16 protein-coding genes are annotated in these 20,250 nt (G+C 66.2%); 8 read left to right on the top strand and 8 right to left on the bottom strand.

Annotated elements, in window-relative coordinates; all coding sequences use genetic code 11:
• Window positions 1-18: 18 nt before the first annotated feature.
• From ACZ0AJ_RS07305 to ACZ0AJ_RS07275, 7 genes are all read right to left on the bottom strand, one after another.
• A complete protein-coding gene (locus ACZ0AJ_RS07305) occupies window positions 19-1,707 on the bottom strand; it encodes a T6SS immunity protein Tli4 family protein (protein ID WP_499453535.1) in 1,689 nt (562 codons plus the stop codon).
• Window positions 1,704-3,413 (bottom strand): esterase/lipase family protein, encoded by a 1,710-nt coding sequence (locus ACZ0AJ_RS07300; protein WP_499454371.1) that lies wholly within the window; start codon window positions 3,411-3,413, stop codon window positions 1,704-1,706. Before ACZ0AJ_RS07300 ends, ACZ0AJ_RS07305 begins: the two co-directional genes overlap by 4 nt.
• Window positions 3,410-6,283, bottom strand: coding sequence for a type VI secretion system Vgr family protein (locus ACZ0AJ_RS07295; protein WP_499454369.1), 2,874 nt, complete (start codon window positions 6,281-6,283; stop codon window positions 3,410-3,412). Before ACZ0AJ_RS07295 ends, ACZ0AJ_RS07300 begins: the two co-directional genes overlap by 4 nt.
• 124 nt (window positions 6,284-6,407) lie before the next feature.
• Entirely contained in the window at window positions 6,408-7,214 is an 807-nt protein-coding gene (locus ACZ0AJ_RS07290) for a TatD family hydrolase (protein WP_499453529.1), read from the bottom strand.
• A 4-nt stretch (window positions 7,215-7,218) separates the two neighbouring features.
• The gene (gene lolD, locus ACZ0AJ_RS07285) at window positions 7,219-7,926 is read right to left on the bottom strand and encodes a lipoprotein-releasing ABC transporter ATP-binding protein LolD (RefSeq protein ID WP_499456752.1); all 708 of its coding nucleotides are present in this window, start codon (window positions 7,924-7,926) and stop codon (window positions 7,219-7,221) included.
• A 28-nt stretch (window positions 7,927-7,954) separates the two neighbouring features.
• Entirely contained in the window at window positions 7,955-9,220 is a 1,266-nt protein-coding gene (locus ACZ0AJ_RS07280) for a lipoprotein-releasing ABC transporter permease subunit (RefSeq protein ID WP_332533639.1), read from the bottom strand.
• A gap of 48 nt (window positions 9,221-9,268) precedes the next feature.
• Window positions 9,269-10,552 (bottom strand): lipoprotein-releasing ABC transporter permease subunit, encoded by a 1,284-nt coding sequence (locus ACZ0AJ_RS07275; protein WP_499453527.1) that lies wholly within the window; start codon window positions 10,550-10,552, stop codon window positions 9,269-9,271.
• A gap of 196 nt (window positions 10,553-10,748) precedes the next feature.
• On the opposite strand from ACZ0AJ_RS07275, the gene ACZ0AJ_RS07270 reads away from it, so the two are divergent.
• The 3 genes from ACZ0AJ_RS07270 to ACZ0AJ_RS07260 all read left to right on the top strand — a co-directional run bounded on the left by ACZ0AJ_RS07270 (window position 10,749) and on the right by ACZ0AJ_RS07260 (window position 14,907).
• The gene (locus ACZ0AJ_RS07270) at window positions 10,749-11,765 is read left to right on the top strand and encodes a hypothetical protein (RefSeq protein ID WP_499453525.1); all 1,017 of its coding nucleotides are present in this window, start codon (window positions 10,749-10,751) and stop codon (window positions 11,763-11,765) included.
• Between the two features lie 43 nt (window positions 11,766-11,808).
• Window positions 11,809-13,512 (top strand): single-stranded-DNA-specific exonuclease RecJ, encoded by a 1,704-nt coding sequence (gene recJ / locus ACZ0AJ_RS07265; RefSeq protein ID WP_183551880.1) that lies wholly within the window; start codon window positions 11,809-11,811, stop codon window positions 13,510-13,512.
• Between the two features lie 285 nt (window positions 13,513-13,797).
• A complete protein-coding gene (locus ACZ0AJ_RS07260) occupies window positions 13,798-14,907 on the top strand; it encodes a metallophosphoesterase (protein ID WP_499453523.1) in 1,110 nt (369 codons plus the stop codon).
• 28 nt (window positions 14,908-14,935) lie between these two features.
• Here ACZ0AJ_RS07260 and ACZ0AJ_RS07255 read toward each other — a convergent pair whose 3' ends face one another.
• The gene (locus ACZ0AJ_RS07255; protein ID WP_499454366.1) at window positions 14,936-16,036 is read right to left on the bottom strand and encodes an MBL fold metallo-hydrolase; all 1,101 of its coding nucleotides are present in this window, start codon (window positions 16,034-16,036) and stop codon (window positions 14,936-14,938) included.
• A gap of 241 nt (window positions 16,037-16,277) precedes the next feature.
• Between ACZ0AJ_RS07255 and ACZ0AJ_RS07250 the strand changes: the two genes are divergently transcribed.
• From ACZ0AJ_RS07250 to ACZ0AJ_RS07230, 5 genes are all read left to right on the top strand, one after another.
• The gene (locus tag ACZ0AJ_RS07250) at window positions 16,278-17,504 is read left to right on the top strand and encodes a sialidase family protein (protein WP_499454364.1); all 1,227 of its coding nucleotides are present in this window, start codon (window positions 16,278-16,280) and stop codon (window positions 17,502-17,504) included.
• Window positions 17,505-18,233 (top strand): hypothetical protein, encoded by a 729-nt coding sequence (locus ACZ0AJ_RS07245; protein ID WP_499453518.1) that lies wholly within the window; start codon window positions 17,505-17,507, stop codon window positions 18,231-18,233.
• Window positions 18,234-18,273: 40 nt separating this feature from the next.
• Complete coding sequence (locus ACZ0AJ_RS07240) at window positions 18,274-19,050, top strand: hypothetical protein (protein ID WP_499453516.1); 777 nt, start codon at window positions 18,274-18,276, stop codon at window positions 19,048-19,050.
• Between the two features lie 75 nt (window positions 19,051-19,125).
• On the top strand, window positions 19,126-19,563 hold the full coding sequence (locus tag ACZ0AJ_RS07235; RefSeq protein WP_499453514.1) for an MbcA/ParS/Xre antitoxin family protein: 438 nt from the start codon (window positions 19,126-19,128) through the stop codon (window positions 19,561-19,563).
• On the top strand, window positions 19,560-20,249 hold the full coding sequence (locus ACZ0AJ_RS07230) for an RES family NAD+ phosphorylase (protein WP_499454361.1): 690 nt from the start codon (window positions 19,560-19,562) through the stop codon (window positions 20,247-20,249). Before ACZ0AJ_RS07235 ends, ACZ0AJ_RS07230 begins: the two co-directional genes overlap by 4 nt.
• The last annotated feature ends 1 nt before the right edge of the window (window position 20,250 follow it).

Here is a 20,250-nt window from a genome sequence, read left to right as displayed (position 1 = left end):
TGGATCGGATCGACGCACTCAAGGCTGGCTTGCAAGCCGCACCAGTGTCCAGCTGCTGTGCCGGCGAACGCGTTGTCCGAACGATGCACGTGGCAGCTGGCTGCCGGCAGCAAACCAGCGCGTGCCATCGAGCGCCTCGTCGTCGTCACAACGCCACCATCCGCTGGCCGGACAGGCTGCACTGCTCTGCGCGACGCTGCCGATCAGGGCATCGCCGTGGGGCATGAGGTCCGGGTCTGGCGCAAGACCGGACGCGAGATCAGGCGCAATGACGGGGGCAAGGTCAGGCTTAAGGACGGGGCCGAGGCTTGCATGACCCGGGATGGCTAACCCGGTCTCAGCAGGCGCTGGCATGATCTGAACCGGGGCGCGCGGACGGTAACGCTTGTCCGCCAGGCGCCAGCGGGTCGGGCTTCGGCTTTCATAGCTGGGCTGCAAACCCCTGACCCGCTGCCAGACGGTTGGTTGCGGCAGCAGCAGCGCTTGGGGCATGCGCTTGCCTTCGGCGATGAACTGGCGTTGCCCGTTGTAGACGCGCACGCGGGCGTTGACCTCAGTACATTGCCACCAGCCCGTGTGCGGACAGCTGTCACCGGCGAGCGCGATGGCGCCGAGCGCAGTGGCCGGCGGCTCGACAACCGCTGGCGCCTGGATTGCGGTTGGCCGTAGCCGAAGACTGCCGGCGATCCGGTCCCACAGATCGATCAGCGCCCCCTCGGACAACGTCGACTGCACCGGCTTGCCGCCACCCGCCGGATTGGTGCCGGCAGCCAGTTCCAGTGTCATGAACGGCGCGTTGATATCCGCCTGGCGCCCGGGCATTTCCCACTGAAACGAATAGCCGGTCGTGAAATTGGGCTCGCGCACCCGCATGACCAGTTCATCGCCATCGAGGCCATTGATGGCGCGCGCCGCTTCGCGCAGATGCGAGAACGCAAGCTGCATGAACAGCGGACGGCGGTCGACCGTGATCGCATGCCGTTCGAGCAGGCGCGGGGCGGGTGTCACCCCTGCCATCGACGAAAGCACGATACTCACGTCAGGATGACCCGGAAGGCCAGCGAACAGCACGACGCTTTCCGTGTCCGCGTCGTCATATGGGTCGAGCACGATGGCGTGGCCAAGGCAGAATCCTGGCTCGCGCGGAATCTCGCCGGGCTGCATCGCGCGAAACCGGCGCAGCACGCGTGCCAGGCCGTCCCCGCTGCCCGGCGCCATGCCCTGCGCCTGCGCATCGATGCTGACGTGGGGGAGTCTCAGCAGGCCATGCACGTCCACGTCTTCAATGGCCACAATGTGACCGTTTTCGATGGTCTGGGCCGGGCGCCGGTTGTGCACGAACACCTTGCCCTGCCCCGTCGCAGACAGCAAGTCCTTCGCCGACTCCAACTTGCCGTACTCGTCTTTCCCGTCACGCAGCGTGTTCTCCAGTGCGCCAAGACGTTCCGTGAAGTCGTCGTCCGTTTCACGGTCGCTGGCGACATCGTAACCGCCGACGAAGCCACGTCGCAGACGCACCGTCGCCTCGGCGGGAAGGTCGATCAGGAAACGGCCCACGCAGACGGTCTTCATCGTACCGGTCATCTTTGCCACCTTTTGCCTATCCTCGTCGGTCTGGAACGAGTTCGCGAGAAAGGACACCAGCGTCAGGGCTGACGCCATCGCTATACCGACCCAACGCACATGGCGGCTCTTCAGCCGCTTCATCGGACTTCCTGAACGATCTTGACGATGAGATGGCGCGTCAGCAGCAGCATGTCTTCGTGCTGGAAACTGTCCTGGTGCCGAAAACCCGTTGGTGCGAACGCGCCGCGCACGTGGGATGCGGCCCCTGCGCCGGATTGCAGCGGCACGGTTTCATCGCCTTGTTCATCCTGCGGCCACAAGACAAAGCGCAGCCGGACACCGTTCGCGGTTTCCACCTCGCGCGTGTCGGCACTGCCTTTCCCACCATCGGCGACCAGCTTTGCCGCCCGCACGTTTGCGGTCGTGAGCACTGCTGGCGACGTCGAGGGCATGCGCGCCACCCAGCGAATCTTGCCGTACGCTTTCAGCGTTTTGTCCGCGCCGTAAAAGGCGTAAGAGTGGCGGTGATAGTACGGCGTGCTCTTGCCGCCCTTGCCTTCGACGCCCAGAACCTGGCGGTGAAAGCGTTCCGCTTCGTTGATGGCGTCGAGAATTTTCTTGACCGGGCCTCCATGCAGCTTGGCGTAGCGCTGCGCCGGGTCCGCCAACCCCGGGTCGATCATCCGGTGCCACGACGTCATGTCCCGATACATATCGTAGGGATTGCCATCCGGTAGCGACACCATGTCGCGCATATCCTCATGCGCGCTCACGCCGCGCAACGTTTTGATCACCAGCCACGGCGCCGGATACAGATGATTCGGCAGCAGTTGCAGCAGGCCGGGCGATACCGCCATGACCGGCATCGTCTTGGCGCTCGTGTCACCGGCGATATCGGCGAACCCGGATGCGGCGAAATTGGCCAGTGGCCCGTTGGTGAAATTGCCTGCCTCGGTGCCGCAGGCCATACGCCGGTAGGCCACGGGCGCGCCCAGCGCCGGCATCACGGCGTGCACGATGCCGGCGATATCCGAGGCGCCACCGGCGCCCTCGCTCAGGCGCGCGCAGGCACGCGCGACCAGCCCGCCCATCGAGTGGGTCACCAGGATCACGTGGCGGCATGCATGCTTGCGCTCGGTCCAGAAGGCGCGTATTCCGTCGATCCGCGCGCGCAGGCTTCTTGCCGCCACGTCGCACGACGCCAGCCAGTTGTAGCCGAAGGCATACACCGGATACTGGTAGCCGGCGTAGTGTTCGAGTTCGGCTTCGGTGACATGCTCGATCTGCCGCACGCCCCAGCGTTGGGGGTCGCACTGCATGACCCGCTTCCAGTGCAGGCGCACCAGGCGTGCACCCTGGGGCGAGAGCTGGAACGTCTTGTCCAGGTTGCGTTGCAGGTCGACCAGCAGCGCGCCGTACGAGTCGGCGTGGATTTCTCCCCAGCCCCGCTCGCGCATGACGTCAGCCTCCAGGCCGCAGAGCGGGAAGTCGAGTTCGCCGTCAGGGTCCACCTCGAGGATAGCGGGATCGAGAATGCGCTGGCGCAGTGCAGGCGCGCGCGTTTCCCATACGTCGGCCTCGCGGTATTTGCCGGCGAGGTGATTCGGCGGGCGCCATGCGGGCTCGCCCGGGCGCAGCGCGTCATCGTCACGCTTGTTCAAATTGGCGCGCGCCCGCAGGTTCGAGCCCATGCTGCCCGGCACGAAAATGACGGGAATGACCTTGCGTGATCCAATCGTGACGCGGGCGCGCACCTTGAATGCAACTGGCGTGGCGACCGTGTGGGCCACCAGGCTGCCGTCGCGCTCGACGGTGGGCTGGTGAATGGGCCGGGTTGGCTCGCTCATGCTCTGTCCGTGCTGGTGGGCGTCGGATCGCTGGACTGGTCATCGGCCAGCAGGCGGATTTCGATGTCGCCCATGGCGTAGCTGTGCAGGATGCCCGTGCGGCCTTCATCGTCGGTGATGCCTTCGATGCTGGTGCCGTCCTCGTGCTGCGCGATATAGCGCTGCCCCCTGGCCGGCAGATTGGTCTGGCGGTCGATCACCACCACGCGCTCATCGGTTTCGAGGGCAGTGACCGGCAGTTGCAGGCCGGCCGGCATGCCGCCACCGCCCGTCAGGTAGTCGACGCTGGCGGCCTTGATGACGTGGTTGCCGCTGCTCTGGTGCGTGATCGCGCCGCCGTGCCAGTCGGTTTGCGTTCCCTGCGACACCACTTTGACCGACGGCGCTTCGAGCTCGATGCCAGTGGCGGCGATCAGGCGAATCCGGTTGGATGACTTGATCTCGATATCGCCCTTGTGCGTTTCGACGACGATGTCGCCCCGCGCCGCGATCAGCTTCATGCCAAGGTCATACGCGAACAGACTGAGCGCGCGCGATGCCCGCAAAAACAAGCTGCGTCCGGCCGCCAGTTCGGTGTCGCCGGTGGACACGATGTCGATTTTGGTGCGCGCGCCCAGCGCGATGGCGTCGTCGCTGGCCAGCACCACCCCGGCCGGCGCGCTCACGGCCACCATCGGCGCGCCGCCCTGCGCCAGGCCCGGGGCCAAGTTGGAACCGTCATGCCAGCGGCGCAGGCGCTCGGTGAGCTCGGCCAGGCGGGGGCTGGCCGCATGCTCTTCGCCGTGCGCGCCCGCCAGCCGGCCCAGTTCATCGAGCACGCCGTGCATCACCTCGGCAATGCCGACCAGCGCGCCGCGTTCGAGCTGGGCGCCACCATGGGCGTCGCTGCCACCGGCACTGAGCAGGATGCCTTCGCCGCCGCGCACGGCAACGGCCTTGCTGCTGCGCAGTTCGGCGCCTTCACCGCGGGCATCGGCGGTGCCATTCGAGCGCGGGTCGGACAGCCAGCCCAGATTGAGTTCGGCAGCCGCGTGGTCGCTGGCCAGCTGCACGCCGATCTGGCCCGGTGTATCGTCAAACAGCAACTGACCGCCGCGCGCGCCGCCAATTTCGCGGCTGCGCATGCCGGCCAGGTAGCGGTTGCCCGGCAAGCCACCCGCGCGGCTGAGCGCCGGGGGCTGCGAACGCTCGTTGTACAACTGCGACAGGATCACGGGCCGGTCAGGATCGCCGCCCATGAACGCCACCAGGACCTCGGTGCCCACGCGTGGCATCCCGAGCGTGCCCGATTGCTGCTGGCTGCTAGCGCCCGCCCCGGCCCAGTTGGATGCGACGCGCACCCAGGCCGAGTCTGCGGGCGTACCGGACGCCCCCGCCCCGTGTGCATGCCGATGGTCGTCCGTACGCATGCCGGGAAAGCGGATCTTGACGCGGCCCAGCGCATCGCAATGAACTTCTTCGCCGGGCGGACCGGTCACGATGGCGCTTTGCAGCTGCGGATGCGGCAGGTCGGTGCGCGGATCGAAACCGGGGGCGAGCGGGATGCCGCGCCGCACGGCGTCGAAGGTGACACGTACCCGCATGGCGCCGGATGCAAGCGAAGATGCGGGCGCGTGCGCCGGTGCGGGCCCAAGCACCGACGCCGCAAACGCGCCATCGGCGCCGGACAGCGCCGTGCCCATCAGCCGCCGGACGCGCTGCGCAACGTCAGCCGGCAGGTTGTTCTCGGCCTCGACCTGCAATGCGGTGATGACGAAGTCGCGTTCGGCGGCCGGGTGTGTGTCGATCTCGGGATGGCCGCTAAGGGTGAACCACTCGCCGGCGCGCAGGTCGCGCACGGTGCCCGCGCCATGAAAGCACTTGGTGTCCAGCTCGTGCCGGTTCATGCGCAGCTGGCCCAGGCGCCAGTGGTCTTCGACGTCATTGCCGGCATGGGGCATCTCGACCTGGTAGTCGTCCAGGCTGGCGGCCAGCCCGTTGCCGCTGGGACCCTGGTCGGCCATGCCGCGCGCAGTGGCCGTCATGAAGCTGGTGCCCAGTGGATTGCGATAATCCCAGCTGTGCCGCGTCGTGCTGCCGGCCTGCAGGCGGCGCGCGGCGCACCACGAGACGATCGTGTCGCGCTCTTCGCTGGCGCCGCCCTGGTGGTAGCGCACGGCGCCGGCGCTGTTACGGGGCAGCGTGTTGGCATCGTTGAACAGCACCAGCGTGTGGGCGGGCGATGTGTCGCGTTCGCTGGCCGTCGCCCTGGTACGCGCGTGGCCGGGGCGGAAGGTCCAGGCCACGCCACGCCGGCGCAGCAGGCGGCGCACGAACGCGGCGTCGGACTCGTTGTATTGCATGGTCTGCTCGCGCGGCGGAAACTGGCGCGGGTCGAACAGCGGATCGAGTTCGTAGTCGAAGGCGCTGGCCAGCACGCTGTTCGACAGGCGCCATTCGTCGAACAGCACCTGCACGATCTCGAGTTCGTTCTGGTAGCGAAATACGCGGCTGTTGATACGCTTTTCCATGATCGCCAGCGCGTCGCGGATCACCAGCTGGTACACACCCAGGCCGCCGTCGAAATCGCCGGCGCGTGCTTCGGCCACGATGCCGCACACGCCGCGCAAGCCGCCACGATCGGTGACGAGCCCGATCTCGGCCGGCAGCGCGATCAGTTCCTTGAGCGGCAGGCGCGGGGTGGACGCGACGCAGGTGACGGTGTACTCGAGGCCGCCGCAAATGGCTTCGCTGCCCGTAACACGCTGCGGCAACAGGACGGTGGCAAGTGGATGATCAACGTGGCCGAGACGCAGCCGGATGGGCCGGTGCGCCCCCGATAGCGAACGGTCGTTCTGAAGCATGCGCAGGAATTCGCTGGCGTTGTCCACGTGAATCTCCTGTCCATGCAATGCGCTCGTCGGGGAAGCACATCTTGGCACGCCATACTGATGGCGTTTTGTCAGGTGTCAGAAATGCCAGACGCCGTTTCGGGAACTTCGCCGGGCTCGCTGACTAGACGGCGGCGCACAAGCCGGCCAGGCGCGGAATGGCGGCCAGCGAGGCGCGATGGGCAGCGATGCGCACGACATCCGTGTCCACGCCGCGCAATTCGGCCAACGCCGCGCCAACGCCTGGCAGGTTCTCGGGGCTGTTGCGGCCCGGATGTATCCAGCTGGGGGCGATGTCGGGTGAGTCGGTTTCCAGCACGATCCAGTCGAGCGGCAACTCGGTGGCCAGGCGCCGGATCTGCAGCGCGCGGGTAAACGTCAGGTTGCCGCCGAAGCCCAGGTGCAGCCCGAGGTCGATGAAATTCTGCGCCTGCTGGAAGCTGCCATTGAACGCATGCGCGATGCCGCTCGGCGGGCGGATCTGGCGCAGGTGCTTGAGCACCTGGTCCTGCGAGCGGCGCACATGCGTCATTACTGGCAAGCCGAAGTCGCGCGCGATGCGCAACTGTTCGCGGAAGAACCGCGCCTGCTTCTCGCGCATTTCGGGCGTGGTGAGTTCGGGGATAAAGAAATCCAGGCCGATTTCACCGATGCCGACAAAACGCGGATCGTCCATCGCCGTTTCGACGCGTGTGCGCAAGTATGCCAGGTCGTCGTCGTGTGCCTGCGGCACGCACATCGGGTGGATGCCCAGCGCGTAGCAGGCGTTCGGGCTGCCCGCAGCCAGGGCCGCGACGGTATCGAAATTGCCCCGCTCGACCGCCATGATGACGATCATCGAGACGCCAGCCGCTTCGGCCCGGCGCGCCACGCCGGCGCCATCGCCGCCGTATTCGCGGGCATCGAGGTGAACGTGCGTATCGATCCACATGGCGTCAGCCCTCCGCTGCCTGCAACCCGTGCTCGGTCATGCGCAGCACGCGGTCGCAGCGGCGCGCCAGTTCCATGTCGTGCGTGACAATCACGAACGCGGTGCCGAGGGTGCGCGACAGTTCGAGCATCAGGTCGAAGATGATCTGCGCAGTCGTGTGATCGAGGTTGCCGGTCGGTTCATCGGCCAGCACGCAGGCCGGTTGCGTGACCAGCGCGCGCGCCAGCGCGACCCGTTGGCGCTCGCCGCCGGACAATTCACCCGGGCGGTGCATGACGCGTTTGCCCAGGCCCACGCGCTCGAGGATTGCCTGCGCCAGCGTCAGCGCCTCGGCGCGCGGCATGCGGCGGATCAGGAGCGGCATCATGACGTTGTCGAGCGCCGTGAATTCGGGCAGCAGGTGGTGGAACTGGTACACAAAGCCGAGCGCCGTGTTGCGCAGTTCGCCGCGGCGCGATTCGGACAGGCTCGCAAAATCCTCGCCGCGCAGGCTTACGGTGCCGCTGCTCGGCGTATCCAGGCCGCCGAGCAGGTGCAGCAGCGTCGACTTGCCCGAACCGGACGCGCCGACAATTGCCACGCGCTCGCCGCGATACACGGCAAAGTCGATGCCGTCGATGACGCGCACGATGGCGTCGCCCTGGTTGAAGGTCTTGCCCAGGCCACGGCAGGCCAGCACGGGTGCGTCGTTCGTTTTATTCACGTCGTTCATCGCAGCGTTCATCTCATTACTCTTCACATTATTCATAGCGCAGCGCCTCCGCCGGTTTCACCCGCGAGGCGGCCCAGCTTGGGTAGATCGTGGCCGCAAAGGCCAGCACCACCGACACGATGCCGATGGTGACGACGTCCGGCGTGTACAGCTCGGACGGCACGGTACTGATCAAATAGATATCCTTGGACAAGAACTCCACGCCCAGCAAACGTTCGATGAACGGGACGATGACACCGATATTCTTGCTCACGCCCACGCCCATGGCCACGCCCGCGAGCGTGCCGAGCACGCCGACGACTGCACCCTGCACCATGAAGATTTTCATGATCGAGCCGGGCGAGGCGCCCAGCGTGCGCAGGATTGCGATGTCGGCCTGCTTCTCGGTCACCGTCATCACCAGGCTCGAGACCAGGTTGAAGGCAGCCACCGCGATGATCAGCGTCAGAATAATGAACATCATCTTTTTTTCGGTCTGCACCGCAGCGTACCAGTTGGCGTTGAGCTTGGGCCAGTCGCGCACGACCAGGTCGCCTTTCATCGAGGCCTTCAATTCGGCCGCGACCTGCGGCGCTTCGCGCATGTTCGCGATGCGCAGGCGCAGGCCCGATGGCGCCTGCTGGCGTTCGAGGCGTTGCGCATCCTCGATGTGCACGAACGACAGCGCCGCATCGAAATCGAAGTGGCCGGCCTCGAAGATGCCGGCCACCGTGAAGCTGCGCGTGCGCGGCACCATGCCCGCCGGCGTGACCTGGCCCTGGGCCAGCACCATCGTGACCTTGTCGCCCATGCCCACGCCCAGCGCGCGCGCCAGTGCGTAACCGAGCACGATATTGAAGCTGCCGGGCTTCAAGGCATCGAAGCTGCCGGCGCGGATCTGCTTTGCTACCGTCGACACATTGTCTTCGACGCCCGGCAGCACGCCGCGCACGATCGACGGGCGCATGATCCCGTCGCGCACCAGGAGGCCCTGGGTCTCGACGAACGGCGCCGAGCCCAGTACCGCTGGATTCTGCGCCGCTTCCTTGGCCCTGGCCTGCCAGTCCGGCATGCTGCCCGACGCATCGAATACCTCGATGTGGGCCAGCACCGACAGCATGCGATCGGTGACCTGCTTCTGGAAGCCGTTCATCACCGACAGCACGATGATCAGCGCTGCCACGCCGAGCGCGATGCCGGCCACGGAAATGAGCGAGATGAACGAAATGAAGCTGCTACGACCGCTGCTCTTGCCAGCGCGCGTATAGCGCAGGCCGACCTGCCACTCGTACGGCAGTTTGTGGATGATGCTCATGAATTCTCGTGCTTCAGATTGGAATCGGGGCGGACGACACAGGCACGGTTACTCATAGCGCAGTGCCTCTGCCGGTTTCACGCGCGAGGCGGCCCAGCTTGGGTAGATCGTGGCCAGGAACGACAGCAGCACGGCCACGCCGCCGATCCAGCCGACGTCGGCCCACAGCAGCTCAGACGGCATCTCGCTGATCAGATACACCTCTTGCGACAGGAAATGCACGCCCGAGATGCGCTCGATGGCCGGCACGATGACGTCGACATTGAGCGCCACCAGCACGCCCAGCCCCACACCGAGCAGGCCGCCCAGCAGGCCGACCAGCGTACCCTGCACCATGAAGATTTTCATGATCGCGCGCGGCGAGGCGCCCAGCGTGCGCAGGATTGCGATGTCGGACTGCTTGTCCTTGACGGTCATGACGAGCGTCGAGACGAGGTTGAACGCGGCCACCGCCACGATCATCGTCAGGATAATGAACATCATGTTCTTTTGCGATTGCACGGCGGCGAACCAGACGGTGTTGACCTTGGTCCAGTCGCGCATGATCAATTCGCCCGGCATCGACGTTTGCAGTTCGTAGGCCACGCGTGGCGCCTGGTGCAGGTCTTGCAGGCGCAGGCGGATGCCGGCCGGCGCCGTGGCGCCCGTGGCCACCTGGGCGTCGTCGATATTGATCAGGGCGAGCGTGGAATCGAACTCGAAGTGGCCGGCCTCGAAAATGCCGGACACAGTCAGCGCGCGCGTGCGCGGCAGCGGGTTCTCGCCTGGCGTGCTGGCGCCGCCCAGGATCCCGCTGCTGGCCACGAGCAGCGTGACGCGGTCGCCCACATCGACGCCCAGCGATTTGGCTAGCGCGCGGCCCAGCACCACGTTGAACGAACCGGCGCGCAGCGATGCAAAGCTGCCGGCCTTCATCTGGCGCGTGATGTCCGATACCTGCGCTTCTTCGACGGGCGCCACGCCGCGCAGCAGCGCGGGCTTCATGACGCCGTCGACCAGCAGCATCGATTGCGCGTCGATGAACGGCGCGGCGGCCTTGACCTGCGGGTTGCGCAGCGCTTGCAGGCTGGTGGCGCGCCAGTCGAGCAGCGCGCCGCGGCTGTCAAAAATCTCGACGTGCGCCAGCATCGACAGCATGCGGTTGGTGACTTCCTTCTGGAAGCCATTCATCACGGACAGCACGACGATCAGCGCGGCCACGCCCAGGGCGATGCCGGCCACCGAGGCCATCGAAATGAAGGAGATAAAGCTGTTGCGGCCGCTGCGCTTGCCGGCGCGCGTGTAGCGCAGGCCGATCTGCCATTCGTAGGGGAGTTTGTGGGTGATGCTCATGCTGTCCGTGTCGACCGATCCGCTGTGTTTTTTTATTAATAGCGCAGCGCCGGGCTGCATCAGCCCGGCAGTTTGCCAGACAAACCGGGATTGTGGCGCAATTATCAAAAACTCACTAGGGCATTCCAGCAGGCATGCGGTTCGAGAATCGGGATCGTGATCCGCTGGCGGCGACGATTTGCCCTAGAATAGCGGGATGGCTCATATTACGCTCGTCCTGCCGTTCGCTCTGCCGCTTCCCGAATTTGCTCCCGACCTGATCCGCGCGATGAACACGCCGGCGCTGGCGCTGCTGCTCTCACGCACGTCGAGCGCCACCCGCACGCGCACGGCCGAACATACCCATGCCCTGCCCCACGAAACCTGGCTGGCGCGCGCGCTCGGTCTGGGCGCCGCGGGCCGGGTTGACGTGGCCGTTGCCGCCATGCGCGGCTTCGGGCTGGAGTCCGATGGCGGCAACTGGTACATCGTCAGTCCCGGTCACATCCAGATCGCCCGCACGCACCTGACGATGGCCGATACCCGCCAGGTACCGCTGGCCGATGACGACAGCCGCGCGCTGTTCGCGACGGCTGCCGAACTCTGCGAAAGCATTGGCCACGCGCTGCGCTACGGCGATGCGCAGACGTGGTTCCTGCGCGCGGACGACTGGACGGGTTTCGAGACCGCCACCCCGGACACGGTCGTCAATATGGATCTGACGGATTTCATGCCAAAAGGTCAGCCGGCGCTGGCCTACCGGCGCCTGCAGAACGAAGTGCAGATGGCGTGGCATGCGCATCCGGTGAACGCCGCGCGCGAAATGCGGCGGCTGCCGATCGTGAACGCGTTCTGGATGTGGGGCGCGGGCCGGACGGCGCCCGCACCGATGCAGCCGCTGGCCAGTATTGCGGTGCCGGGCTGGCTGGGGGCGCTCGGCGATCAACGGCTCGACACGCTCGAGCGGCTGGCCGATCTGCTGTCGACCGACCGCACGCTGGTCGTTGGTCCGCTGGCCGAAGCGGCGCAGGCCGCCGACTGGGGCGTCTGGCTGCAGGTGATGGGGCAACTGGAAGAAACACTGTTCGCGCCGCTGCTGGCTGCCGTCAAGGCGGGCCGCGTGAGCAAGCTGACGCTGGTGCTGAGCAGCCGCGAAGGCCTGCTCGAGACGACGACGGGCGCGCTGGCGCAGCGCAAATTCTGGCGCAGCCCGACGCTCGACGCACTGAAATGAGAACACTGGTGAGCGCACTGAAACAACTCGACCGAGACAGACATTGACCCTGAAGACACGACTTTCCACCCGTCCCTGCCCGTTCCGCACCTCCGAACTGCTGCGCCAGGATGGCGTGCACCCTGTATTGGCCCGCATCTACGCGTCGCGCGGCCTGCTCGACGCGCGTGAGCTTTCGAGCGAGCTGGCAGCCCTGTCGCCGCCGTCCGGCCTGAAGCACATCGACGCCGCGGCCGCGTTCCTGGCGGACGCCATCGGCGCCGGCAAGCGCATGACGATCGTCGCCGACTACGATTGCGACGGCGCCACCGCCTGCGCCGTCGCGCTGCGCGGCTTGCGCGCGATGGGGGCGCAGGTCGACTACATCGTACCGAACCGCTTCGAATACGGCTATGGCCTCACGCCCGAAATCGTGGCGCTCACCGCGCGCGAAAAGGCGCCCGACATCATCGTCACGGTCGACAACGGCATCGCCAGCGTCGACGGCGTACTCGCGGCAAATGGGTTGGGCATCGACGTCGTCGTCACCGACCACCACTTGCCAGGGGATGTGTTGCCGGCGGCGCGCGTGATCGTCAATCCGAACCAGCCCGAGTGCGGCTTTCCGAGCAAGAACCTGGCCGGCGTGGGCGTGGTGTTCTACGTGCTGCTGGCCCTGCGCGCCGAACTGCGCCGGCGCGGCGTGTTCGACGCACAAACGCAGCCCAAGCTCGACAGCCTGCTCGACCTGGTCGCGCTGGGCACGGTGGCCGACGTCGTCAAGCTCGACGCCAACAACCGCATCCTCGTCGCACAGGGCTTGAAGCGAATGCGCGCGGGCCGCATGCATGCCGGCGTGGCGGCGCTGTTCCGGGTGGCCGGGCGTGAAGCGCGGTGCGCCACGCCGTTTGACCTGGGCTTTGCCGTCGGCCCGCGCTTGAACGCCGCCGGGCGCCTGCAGGACATGGCGCTCGGCATCGAATGCCTGACCACCGACGACGAAGGCCGCGCCTGGGCCATCGCCCAGCAACTCAATGAGATCAACCTCAAGCGCCGCGAAATCGAAGCCGAGATGCAGGACACCGCGCTGCTGCACCTGGATACGTTCGAGCCGACCGGCGCCAGCACGATCACCGTGTTCGACGAAGGCTGGCACCAGGGCGTGATCGGCATCGTTGCCTCACGCCTGAAAGAAAAATTCTACCGCCCGACATTCACCTTCGCACCAGCGGGCGACGGCATGATCAAGGGCTCGGGCCGCTCAATTCCGGGCTTTCACTTGCGCGATGCGCTGGACCTGGTGTCCAAGCGCGTGCCGGGCCTGATCGACAAGTTCGGCGGCCACGCCATGGCCGCCGGCCTCTCGCTGCGCCACGACAATTTCGACACCTTCTGCCAGGCCTTCGAAGCCGTCGGTCAGGCCTGGCTGACGGATGCGCAGCTCGAACGCATCATCGAAACCGACGGGCCGCTCGAGGACGAGTTCTACTCGACCCAGTTCATCGAACTGATGGACGGCCAGGTCTGGGGCCAGGGCTTCGCGCCGCCGGTATTCTGCGATGAATTCCGCGTGGTCAGCCAGCGCATCCTGAAGGAGCGCCACCTGAAGCTGCAGCTGGAAAAGAACGGGCGCCGCTACGACGCCATCTGGTTCGGCCACACCGACAGCCTGAGCGACCGCGCCCGCGTCGCCTTCCGCCTCGACGCCAACGAATACAACGGCGTCACCAAAGTCCAGCTCCTGGTCGAGCACGCCGAATCCGCCTGACAGTACAGGCCAAGCCCCTGAGCAATTGCAAAACAATTCGACTCTGACCCCAATTGCAGGTCGGTCGAATTGAGGCAATTGCCCAATAATTCGACTCTGACCCTAATTGTCAGGCGGACTCTGCAGCAAACGTAACAATTAGGGTCAGAGTCGAATTGTTTGATAACTATTTGCGGGCGGGATACTTACAGGCGACATGATCCTGGCGTGTTCGCTATGATGAGCCGGTTTGTCCGTTGCCCCCCTCATTCCCTGTGCGCTGGCTGGCTGCTGGCGGGAGCATGCATGTTTTCGATCATTATCAATTTCGTTGGCTCGCTGATGCATTTTTATGTGGCGCATCGCCTGTATGCGCTGGGGCCGGTTCGTGCGCGCGTGCCGGCGCGGGTCTGGTGGGTGGGCGCCGTGGCGCTGTGGGCGTTCTATCTGTGGGGCGTGCAGCTCGGGGATGCGGCGCTCGACTGGCGCTGGTGGCCGGGGCAGTTCTCGATGACGTGGCTGGGCGTGCTGTTCTGCATGACGCAATATCTGCTGCTGGCCGATGTGATCACGGGCTTCGGCTTCTGGCTGCGCACCTGGGCGCCGCGCATTCTGGCCCTTGGCGCGATCGCGGGCGTCTCGGTCAGCGGTTTCGCGATCTTCCAGGCGATGCGCGCCCCGGCCATCGTTGAGCAGGAAGTCACGCTGCCCGGCCTGCCCAAGGCGCTCGACGGCACCGTGCTGGTGGCGATCAGCGATACGCACCTCGGGGCCCAGCGCCGCGCGGAATGGCTGGGCGCGCGGGTTGACCAGATCAATGCCCTCGATCCGGATGCCGTCGTGATGCTGGGCGACCAGGTTGAAGACGAGCCGATCAACGACGCCCAGCTTGCACCTGTCCTCAAGCGCCTGCGGCCCGCCATGGGTGTCTGGGCCATCACCGGCAACCATGAATACTATGGCGACGCCGGCGGGACGATTCACGAGTTCGCGGCCGGCGGCGTCAAGTGGCTGCGCGACCAGCACGTCGAAATCGCACCGGGCCTGCACCTGGCTGGCCTGGACGATATCGGGCGCGCCCGACGTGGTGGACGCGACGTGAATGCCGGCCTCGAACGCATGCTCCCCAAACGGCTGGACGGCGCGACGATCCTGCTCTCGCACATCCCCGACCCTGCACTGATTGAGCGCGCCGCGCAAAAGAACATCGACCTGATGCTCTCCGGGCACACCCACGGCGGCCAGGTCTGGCCATTCACCTATCTCGCCCAGCGCGAGTTCCCCTACCTGGTGGGCTGGTACCGCATCGGCCACATGCAGTTGGTGGTCAGCCGCGGCGCCGGCGGCTGGGGGCCACGCATGCGGCTCTGGCAACCGGGCGAGATCGTCAAGCTGACCCTGCGCGCCCAGCCTTGACCTGGGCGCACGAGCACCCCGCCGCCACTTATGGCGCGATGGGCGGCTTGTACGTTTGCCCATGCCGCATCACGAAGAACGCATCGTCCGCCACGCCCTGCGCCGCACGCGCCAGCGCCAGGTCGCGCGGCGCCTGGTCAAGGCGCTCCTGCCCCATCGGGTAGGTCCCCCAGTGCATGCCCACACTGCGCTTGACGCGCAGCTCGCGGTGGATCCGCACCGCCTCATCGGGACTCACATGCGAATTGCGGTACCACAGCGGCTGGTAGGCCCCGATGCCGATGGCCGCCAGGTCGAAGCCATCGAAGCGCGCGGCGATGTCGCCGATGTCCTTCGAATAGCCCAGGTCACCCGAGAAGAAGAACGCAAACCCGGGACGCGTGACCGCAAAGCCGCCCCATAACGTCGCATTGCGGTCCCACAGCGAGCGGGCCGACCAGTGGTGCACCGGCAGCAGGTGCAATTCCAGTCCCCGGTACACCGTCTTTTCCCACCAGTCGAGCTTGACGATGCGCGAGCGGTCGCCGCCCGTCACGTTCTTCGCGAGCCAGACGTCCACGCCCAGCGGCGCCACCAGCAGCGGCGGCCCGCCCGGCTGGCGGTACAGCGCGCGCAGCGACGCTTTCGACAAGTGATCGTAATGCGAGTGACTGAGCAGGACGACGTCGATGCGTGGCAAGTCGGCCAGTGCCACACCCGGCGCCTGATGGCGTTTGGGTCCCGCGAACGGCAGCGGCGAGGCACGCTCGTCGAACACGGGGTCGGTCAGGATATTCACGCCGGTCCCGCTCTGGAACAGGAACGTCGCGTGGCCGATCCAGGTCAGCGCCGGCTCGCTGCGGTTGGCATGAATGAAGGCCAGGTCGGGCGCCACCGGCGCGATCGGCGCCAGCGGCGCACGCACCGACTCGTCCTCGGTCCAGTTGGCGATCCGCGCCGCCCAGCCTTCAAAGAAACCGCGCGGCGGCCGTTGATACGCAGGGTTGGAGGGATAATTGTTCGCAAAACCTTCGACCCGATGATGGGATCTGGCGGCGTCGTAATACGGATTGCGGTGCGCGCAACCGCTCGCAAACAGCGCGCATGCAAGGACGGAAGCAGACAGCAAGGGAGTCAGTATGGTGCGCATGCGGCAATGCTAGAGGCGTCAAAAAAGCCAGTATAGGCGGTGTTCAGGCCGCGTTGCCGACGGCGCGTGGGATGCGAATCGCCGCGTCGCTTCGGCGCGTAATGACGCGTCTTTTATCAGCGGCCAATGTTCTTTCTCGCTGCTTTACGGTAGGATAGCGCCTTTTCCCGGTCACGATCGTACGCTGCCGGCCGCGACATTGGCATGACAGCACCGGTGAAAAATTCATTGCCCGAACCCCGTGCGCAACGCACTTGCCGGGTTCTTCGACTGGAAGCGAATGGAGAAGTCCGCGATCCCCCGGCCGCCTAGACATCATGCGATCCTTCTCGGCGGCCTGCTGCTTGCCGTGCTGGTGCTCGTGATCGCGGCGGAGGCGCTGCGCTGGCGCGGCGCGTCTGGCGCCGCCGCCATGGCAGCTGCCGTGCCGACTGTACCCACCGTGACCACGACCAGCCCGGGTCGCGTGACGCTCACCGAACTCTCGCACGCCCACATCCCCGCGCCGCGTGGCATGCCATCGGCCCACGCCAGCACGCTCGCCGCCCTGCCAGGCAATCGCATGCTCGCGTTCTGGTGGGCCGGCAGCCGTGAGAGCGGCCCGGATGTCAAAGTCTTTGCCTCGACCTGGGCCCATGGTGCATGGAGCGCGCCAAGGATGGTTGCCAGCCGCGATACGCTGGGCGCCGAACTGGGTTTCGGCGTGCGCCGCATCGGCAATCCTGTCGCCTGGACCGACCGCACCGGCAAGATCCACCTGTACGTGGTGGCCACGGGCCTGGGCGGCTGGGCCGCCGCGCGCATCGCGCACCTGGTGTCGAACGACCAGGGCGCCACCTTCCACGTGCGCCGCATCCTGCCAACCTCGCCCCTGTTCAATACGAGCGCGCTGGTGCGCACCGCGCCGCTGATGCTGAGCGATGGCGGCTGGTGGCTTCCCGTGTATTTCGAGATCGGCAACAAGTACCCGATGCTGATGGCGTTCGACGCCGACGGCAACCCGACCACGCTGGCGCGCATCGGCAACAGCACCACGACGCTGCAGCCGGCCCTCGTCGCCATCTCGAAGCACGAAGTGCGCGCCTTGATGCGCGACGACAGCGAGCAGCAACTGGTCCAGCATGCAGCGACTCTCGACGGTGGCGCCACCTGGCGCGATCTGCCGGCGCTCGACCTGCCCAACTACAGCACGTCGGTCGCCGCAATACGCCTTTCCAGCGGCCAGTTCCTGATGCTGCATAATCACGTCGAAGGCGGCGCATCGGCGCGCAGCATCCTGCGCCTGTCGATCTCGGACGACATGCGCAGCTGGCGCACGGTCGCCGATATCGCCAAGGGGCCGGCCGGCGACGAATTTTCGTACCCGTCGATGCAGCAGGTCGGCAACGAACTGCATATTACCTACACCTGGCAGCGCCAGGCGATTGCGCACCACCGCTACCGTATTCAACCGGAAGGTTCCACCTAGATGACACTGCCGGATCTCGCAAGCCAGATCGTGTACGGCCGCATTGGCTGGGCGATTGTTGTGGCCACCGTGGTCTGCGCGCTGTGGCGCGGCGCGGCGCCGCTCGCGCGCACCGGAGTCGCTGCGATCCTGGCCGGCGCACTGGCCCTGATGGCGCTGCCCGGCAACCTGTCGCCCGCCTGGTATCTGGGTCTGGCGTTCCAGTATCCCAGCGGCCTGCTGGTGGGCTGCTGCCTGGTGCGCCTGACGGAGCGCTGGAACGACGCCCGCCGCAGCGCGGCCATGCCGCCATCGCTGGCGGGCGTGCTGGCCGTGGCGGGGACGCTGCTGTACCTCGACGCAGTCGGCTTTCTCACGAGCGGTTACTATTACGCCGGTTTCGGCGGCGTCCTGGCGCCGCTCGTCGCGGTCATCCTGGCCGGCGCCTGTGCGCTGGCGATCGTGCGGCATCACGCGCGCGGGAGTGCGGCAGCGGTGCTGGGCGCGGTCGTCCTGTTCTCGGTGCTGCGTCTGCCAAGTGGCAACCTGTGGGACGCCCTGCTCGACCCGCTGCTGTTTGGCTGGGCCATTGCGGCGCTGCTGGCCGGCGCGCTGCGCCGTAGAGGGCGCCGCGCCGCTGAGCGCAGCACATCAAGTATTAGCGAGCCCGATTCCGCACCGGGCCCCGCGCTGCAGCCAATCGCGGCTGAACATTTTACGTCTCTGAAGGAGCAAGTTGGTGGTCAATAAGTTAGCAGTCAATCATCCCTGGTACAAACATCCGGTCATCATGTCGGCGACCATCATCAATGCATTCATCCTGCTGCTGGCGCTGGCTTGGTCAGGCAATCCGCACGAGCTCTCGCGCCTGCTGGTGGAAGATGGCATCGTCGAATGGATGCAGTTCCTGGCGTTCTCGCTCACGTCGGGCCTGCTCGGCTACGTGGCGGTGGACCGCTGGAAGAACGGCGGCATGCGGCTCGAAGTGCTGGTGCTGCTCGGCCTGACCGGCCTGGTAGCCGTGGCTGCGCTGGAAGAAATCAGCTGGTTCCAGCGCATCCTGCAGATCCAGTCGCCCGAGTTCTTCCTGCAGAACAACCGTCAGGCCGAAACCAATCTGCACAACCTGGGCTTTGGCAAGGAAAGCCTGCACAAGGCTGTGCTGCTCAAGCTCATCCTGATTACGGGCCTCATCCACAATCTGTTCCTGCCGCTGCTGGCGCGCAAGCGCCCTGCCGTGCGCACCTTCGTCGAGCGCTTTGGCCTGTACCTGCCGCCGCTGGCCGCCTCGATCCCGTACCTGGTGCTGGTGATCCTGTCGCACCTGCTGATCGACCATCCGCGCAAGGGCGAACTGGGCGAAACGTTCGGCGCCGTGCACTACCTGGCAACCGTGTTTGGCGCCTATTTCGTTGGCGTCGCCTATGACAAGAAGCCGCTGTTCGCCGGCCTGGACGCCCGCCGCGTCTCGGTGCTGTTTACGCTGCTGATGTTCTATCTGCTCATGACGGGCTGGATGCTCAGCGCCGGCGCTGGCGCGATCGTCACGGCGGTAGGCGCCGACTAAGTCGACCGGGTGCTAGCCACGGGGCTTGCGATTGATCCCGAATTGGAGTATAAATACTCCAAAACCGGAGGAATCATGAGCCTTGCCTATGCCTACCCCAAGAGCCGTTTCGAGCCGGCGACGCTGGTCGACCTGACATCCAAGGCCGAGCGCGAGCGTTTGTCGCGCTCGGCCCTGACCGGCTTTTTCCGGCTTGCCGCCGCCTGGGGCCTGCGCGACGACGATGCGCGCGAGCTGCTCGGCGGCCTGTCATCGTCGTCGTTCTACGACTGGAAGAAAAACCCCGACCGCGTGCTCGAAGTCGACCGCATCACGCGCATCTCGTACTTGCTCGGCATCTACAAAAGCCTGCACATCCTGTATGGCGACAAGCTCGCCGACGAATGGGTGCGCCTGCCCAACACCAACCCGATTTTCGCAGGCCGCACGCCGCTCGCCTTCATGCAGGCCGGCGGCCTGCTGGCGATGCAGACCGTGCGCAAGCTGCTCGACGCCAGGCGCGGCGGCCTGTGAGCTCGCCCGTCACGCCACGGCTGACGCTGCTGCGCCAGCTCGATACCTGCCGCCTGATCCCGTCGCGTTTCGCCGATGTCGAAGACTCGGTACTCGCGCCCCTGGCCGACAGCGACGACGCGCTGCGCGACCTGTTCGAGCTCGATAACGCCACCAATGAACGCCTGCGCGCCGAATCCGGCCAGGCCCCGGGCATCGGCATGGACGAACTGGTGTTCGGCGTGCCGAACTTTCGCATCATCAACGCCGCGTTCACCTATGCGCGCCCGGAAGGCAGCCGTTTCAACGATGGCGAGCGCGGCGCCTGGTACTGCGGGTTCGATGCGGCCACGTCGCTGGCCGAAGTCATCTTTCACAAGACCGTCGAATACGCCGAAATCAACCGTTTCGATGACAGCGTCAGCTACCAGTGCCTGCTGGCCGACTTCAGCGCGACCTTCCACGATCTGCGCGGCATCGCCGCCTTCGAGGCCTGCCTCGACCCGGCCAGCTATATCGCGTCGCAGGCGCTGGCGAACGACCTGCTGGGCGCCGGTTCGCTCGGCGTGATCTTCCCCAGCGTGCGACAGCCTGGCGGCACGTGCCTGGCGTGCTTCCGCCCGGCGCTGGTGGGCAACGTGCGCAAGGCGCACACCTATCGGTTAACATGGGCGGGTTCGCCGCAACCTGCGGTCGAGATTCTTTGAC

This window comes from Telluria sp. AC161 (genome assembly GCF_979258535.1).
Note: the sequence above shows the minus strand (reverse complement) of the source record. Positions and strands in the feature narration are given on the sequence as shown.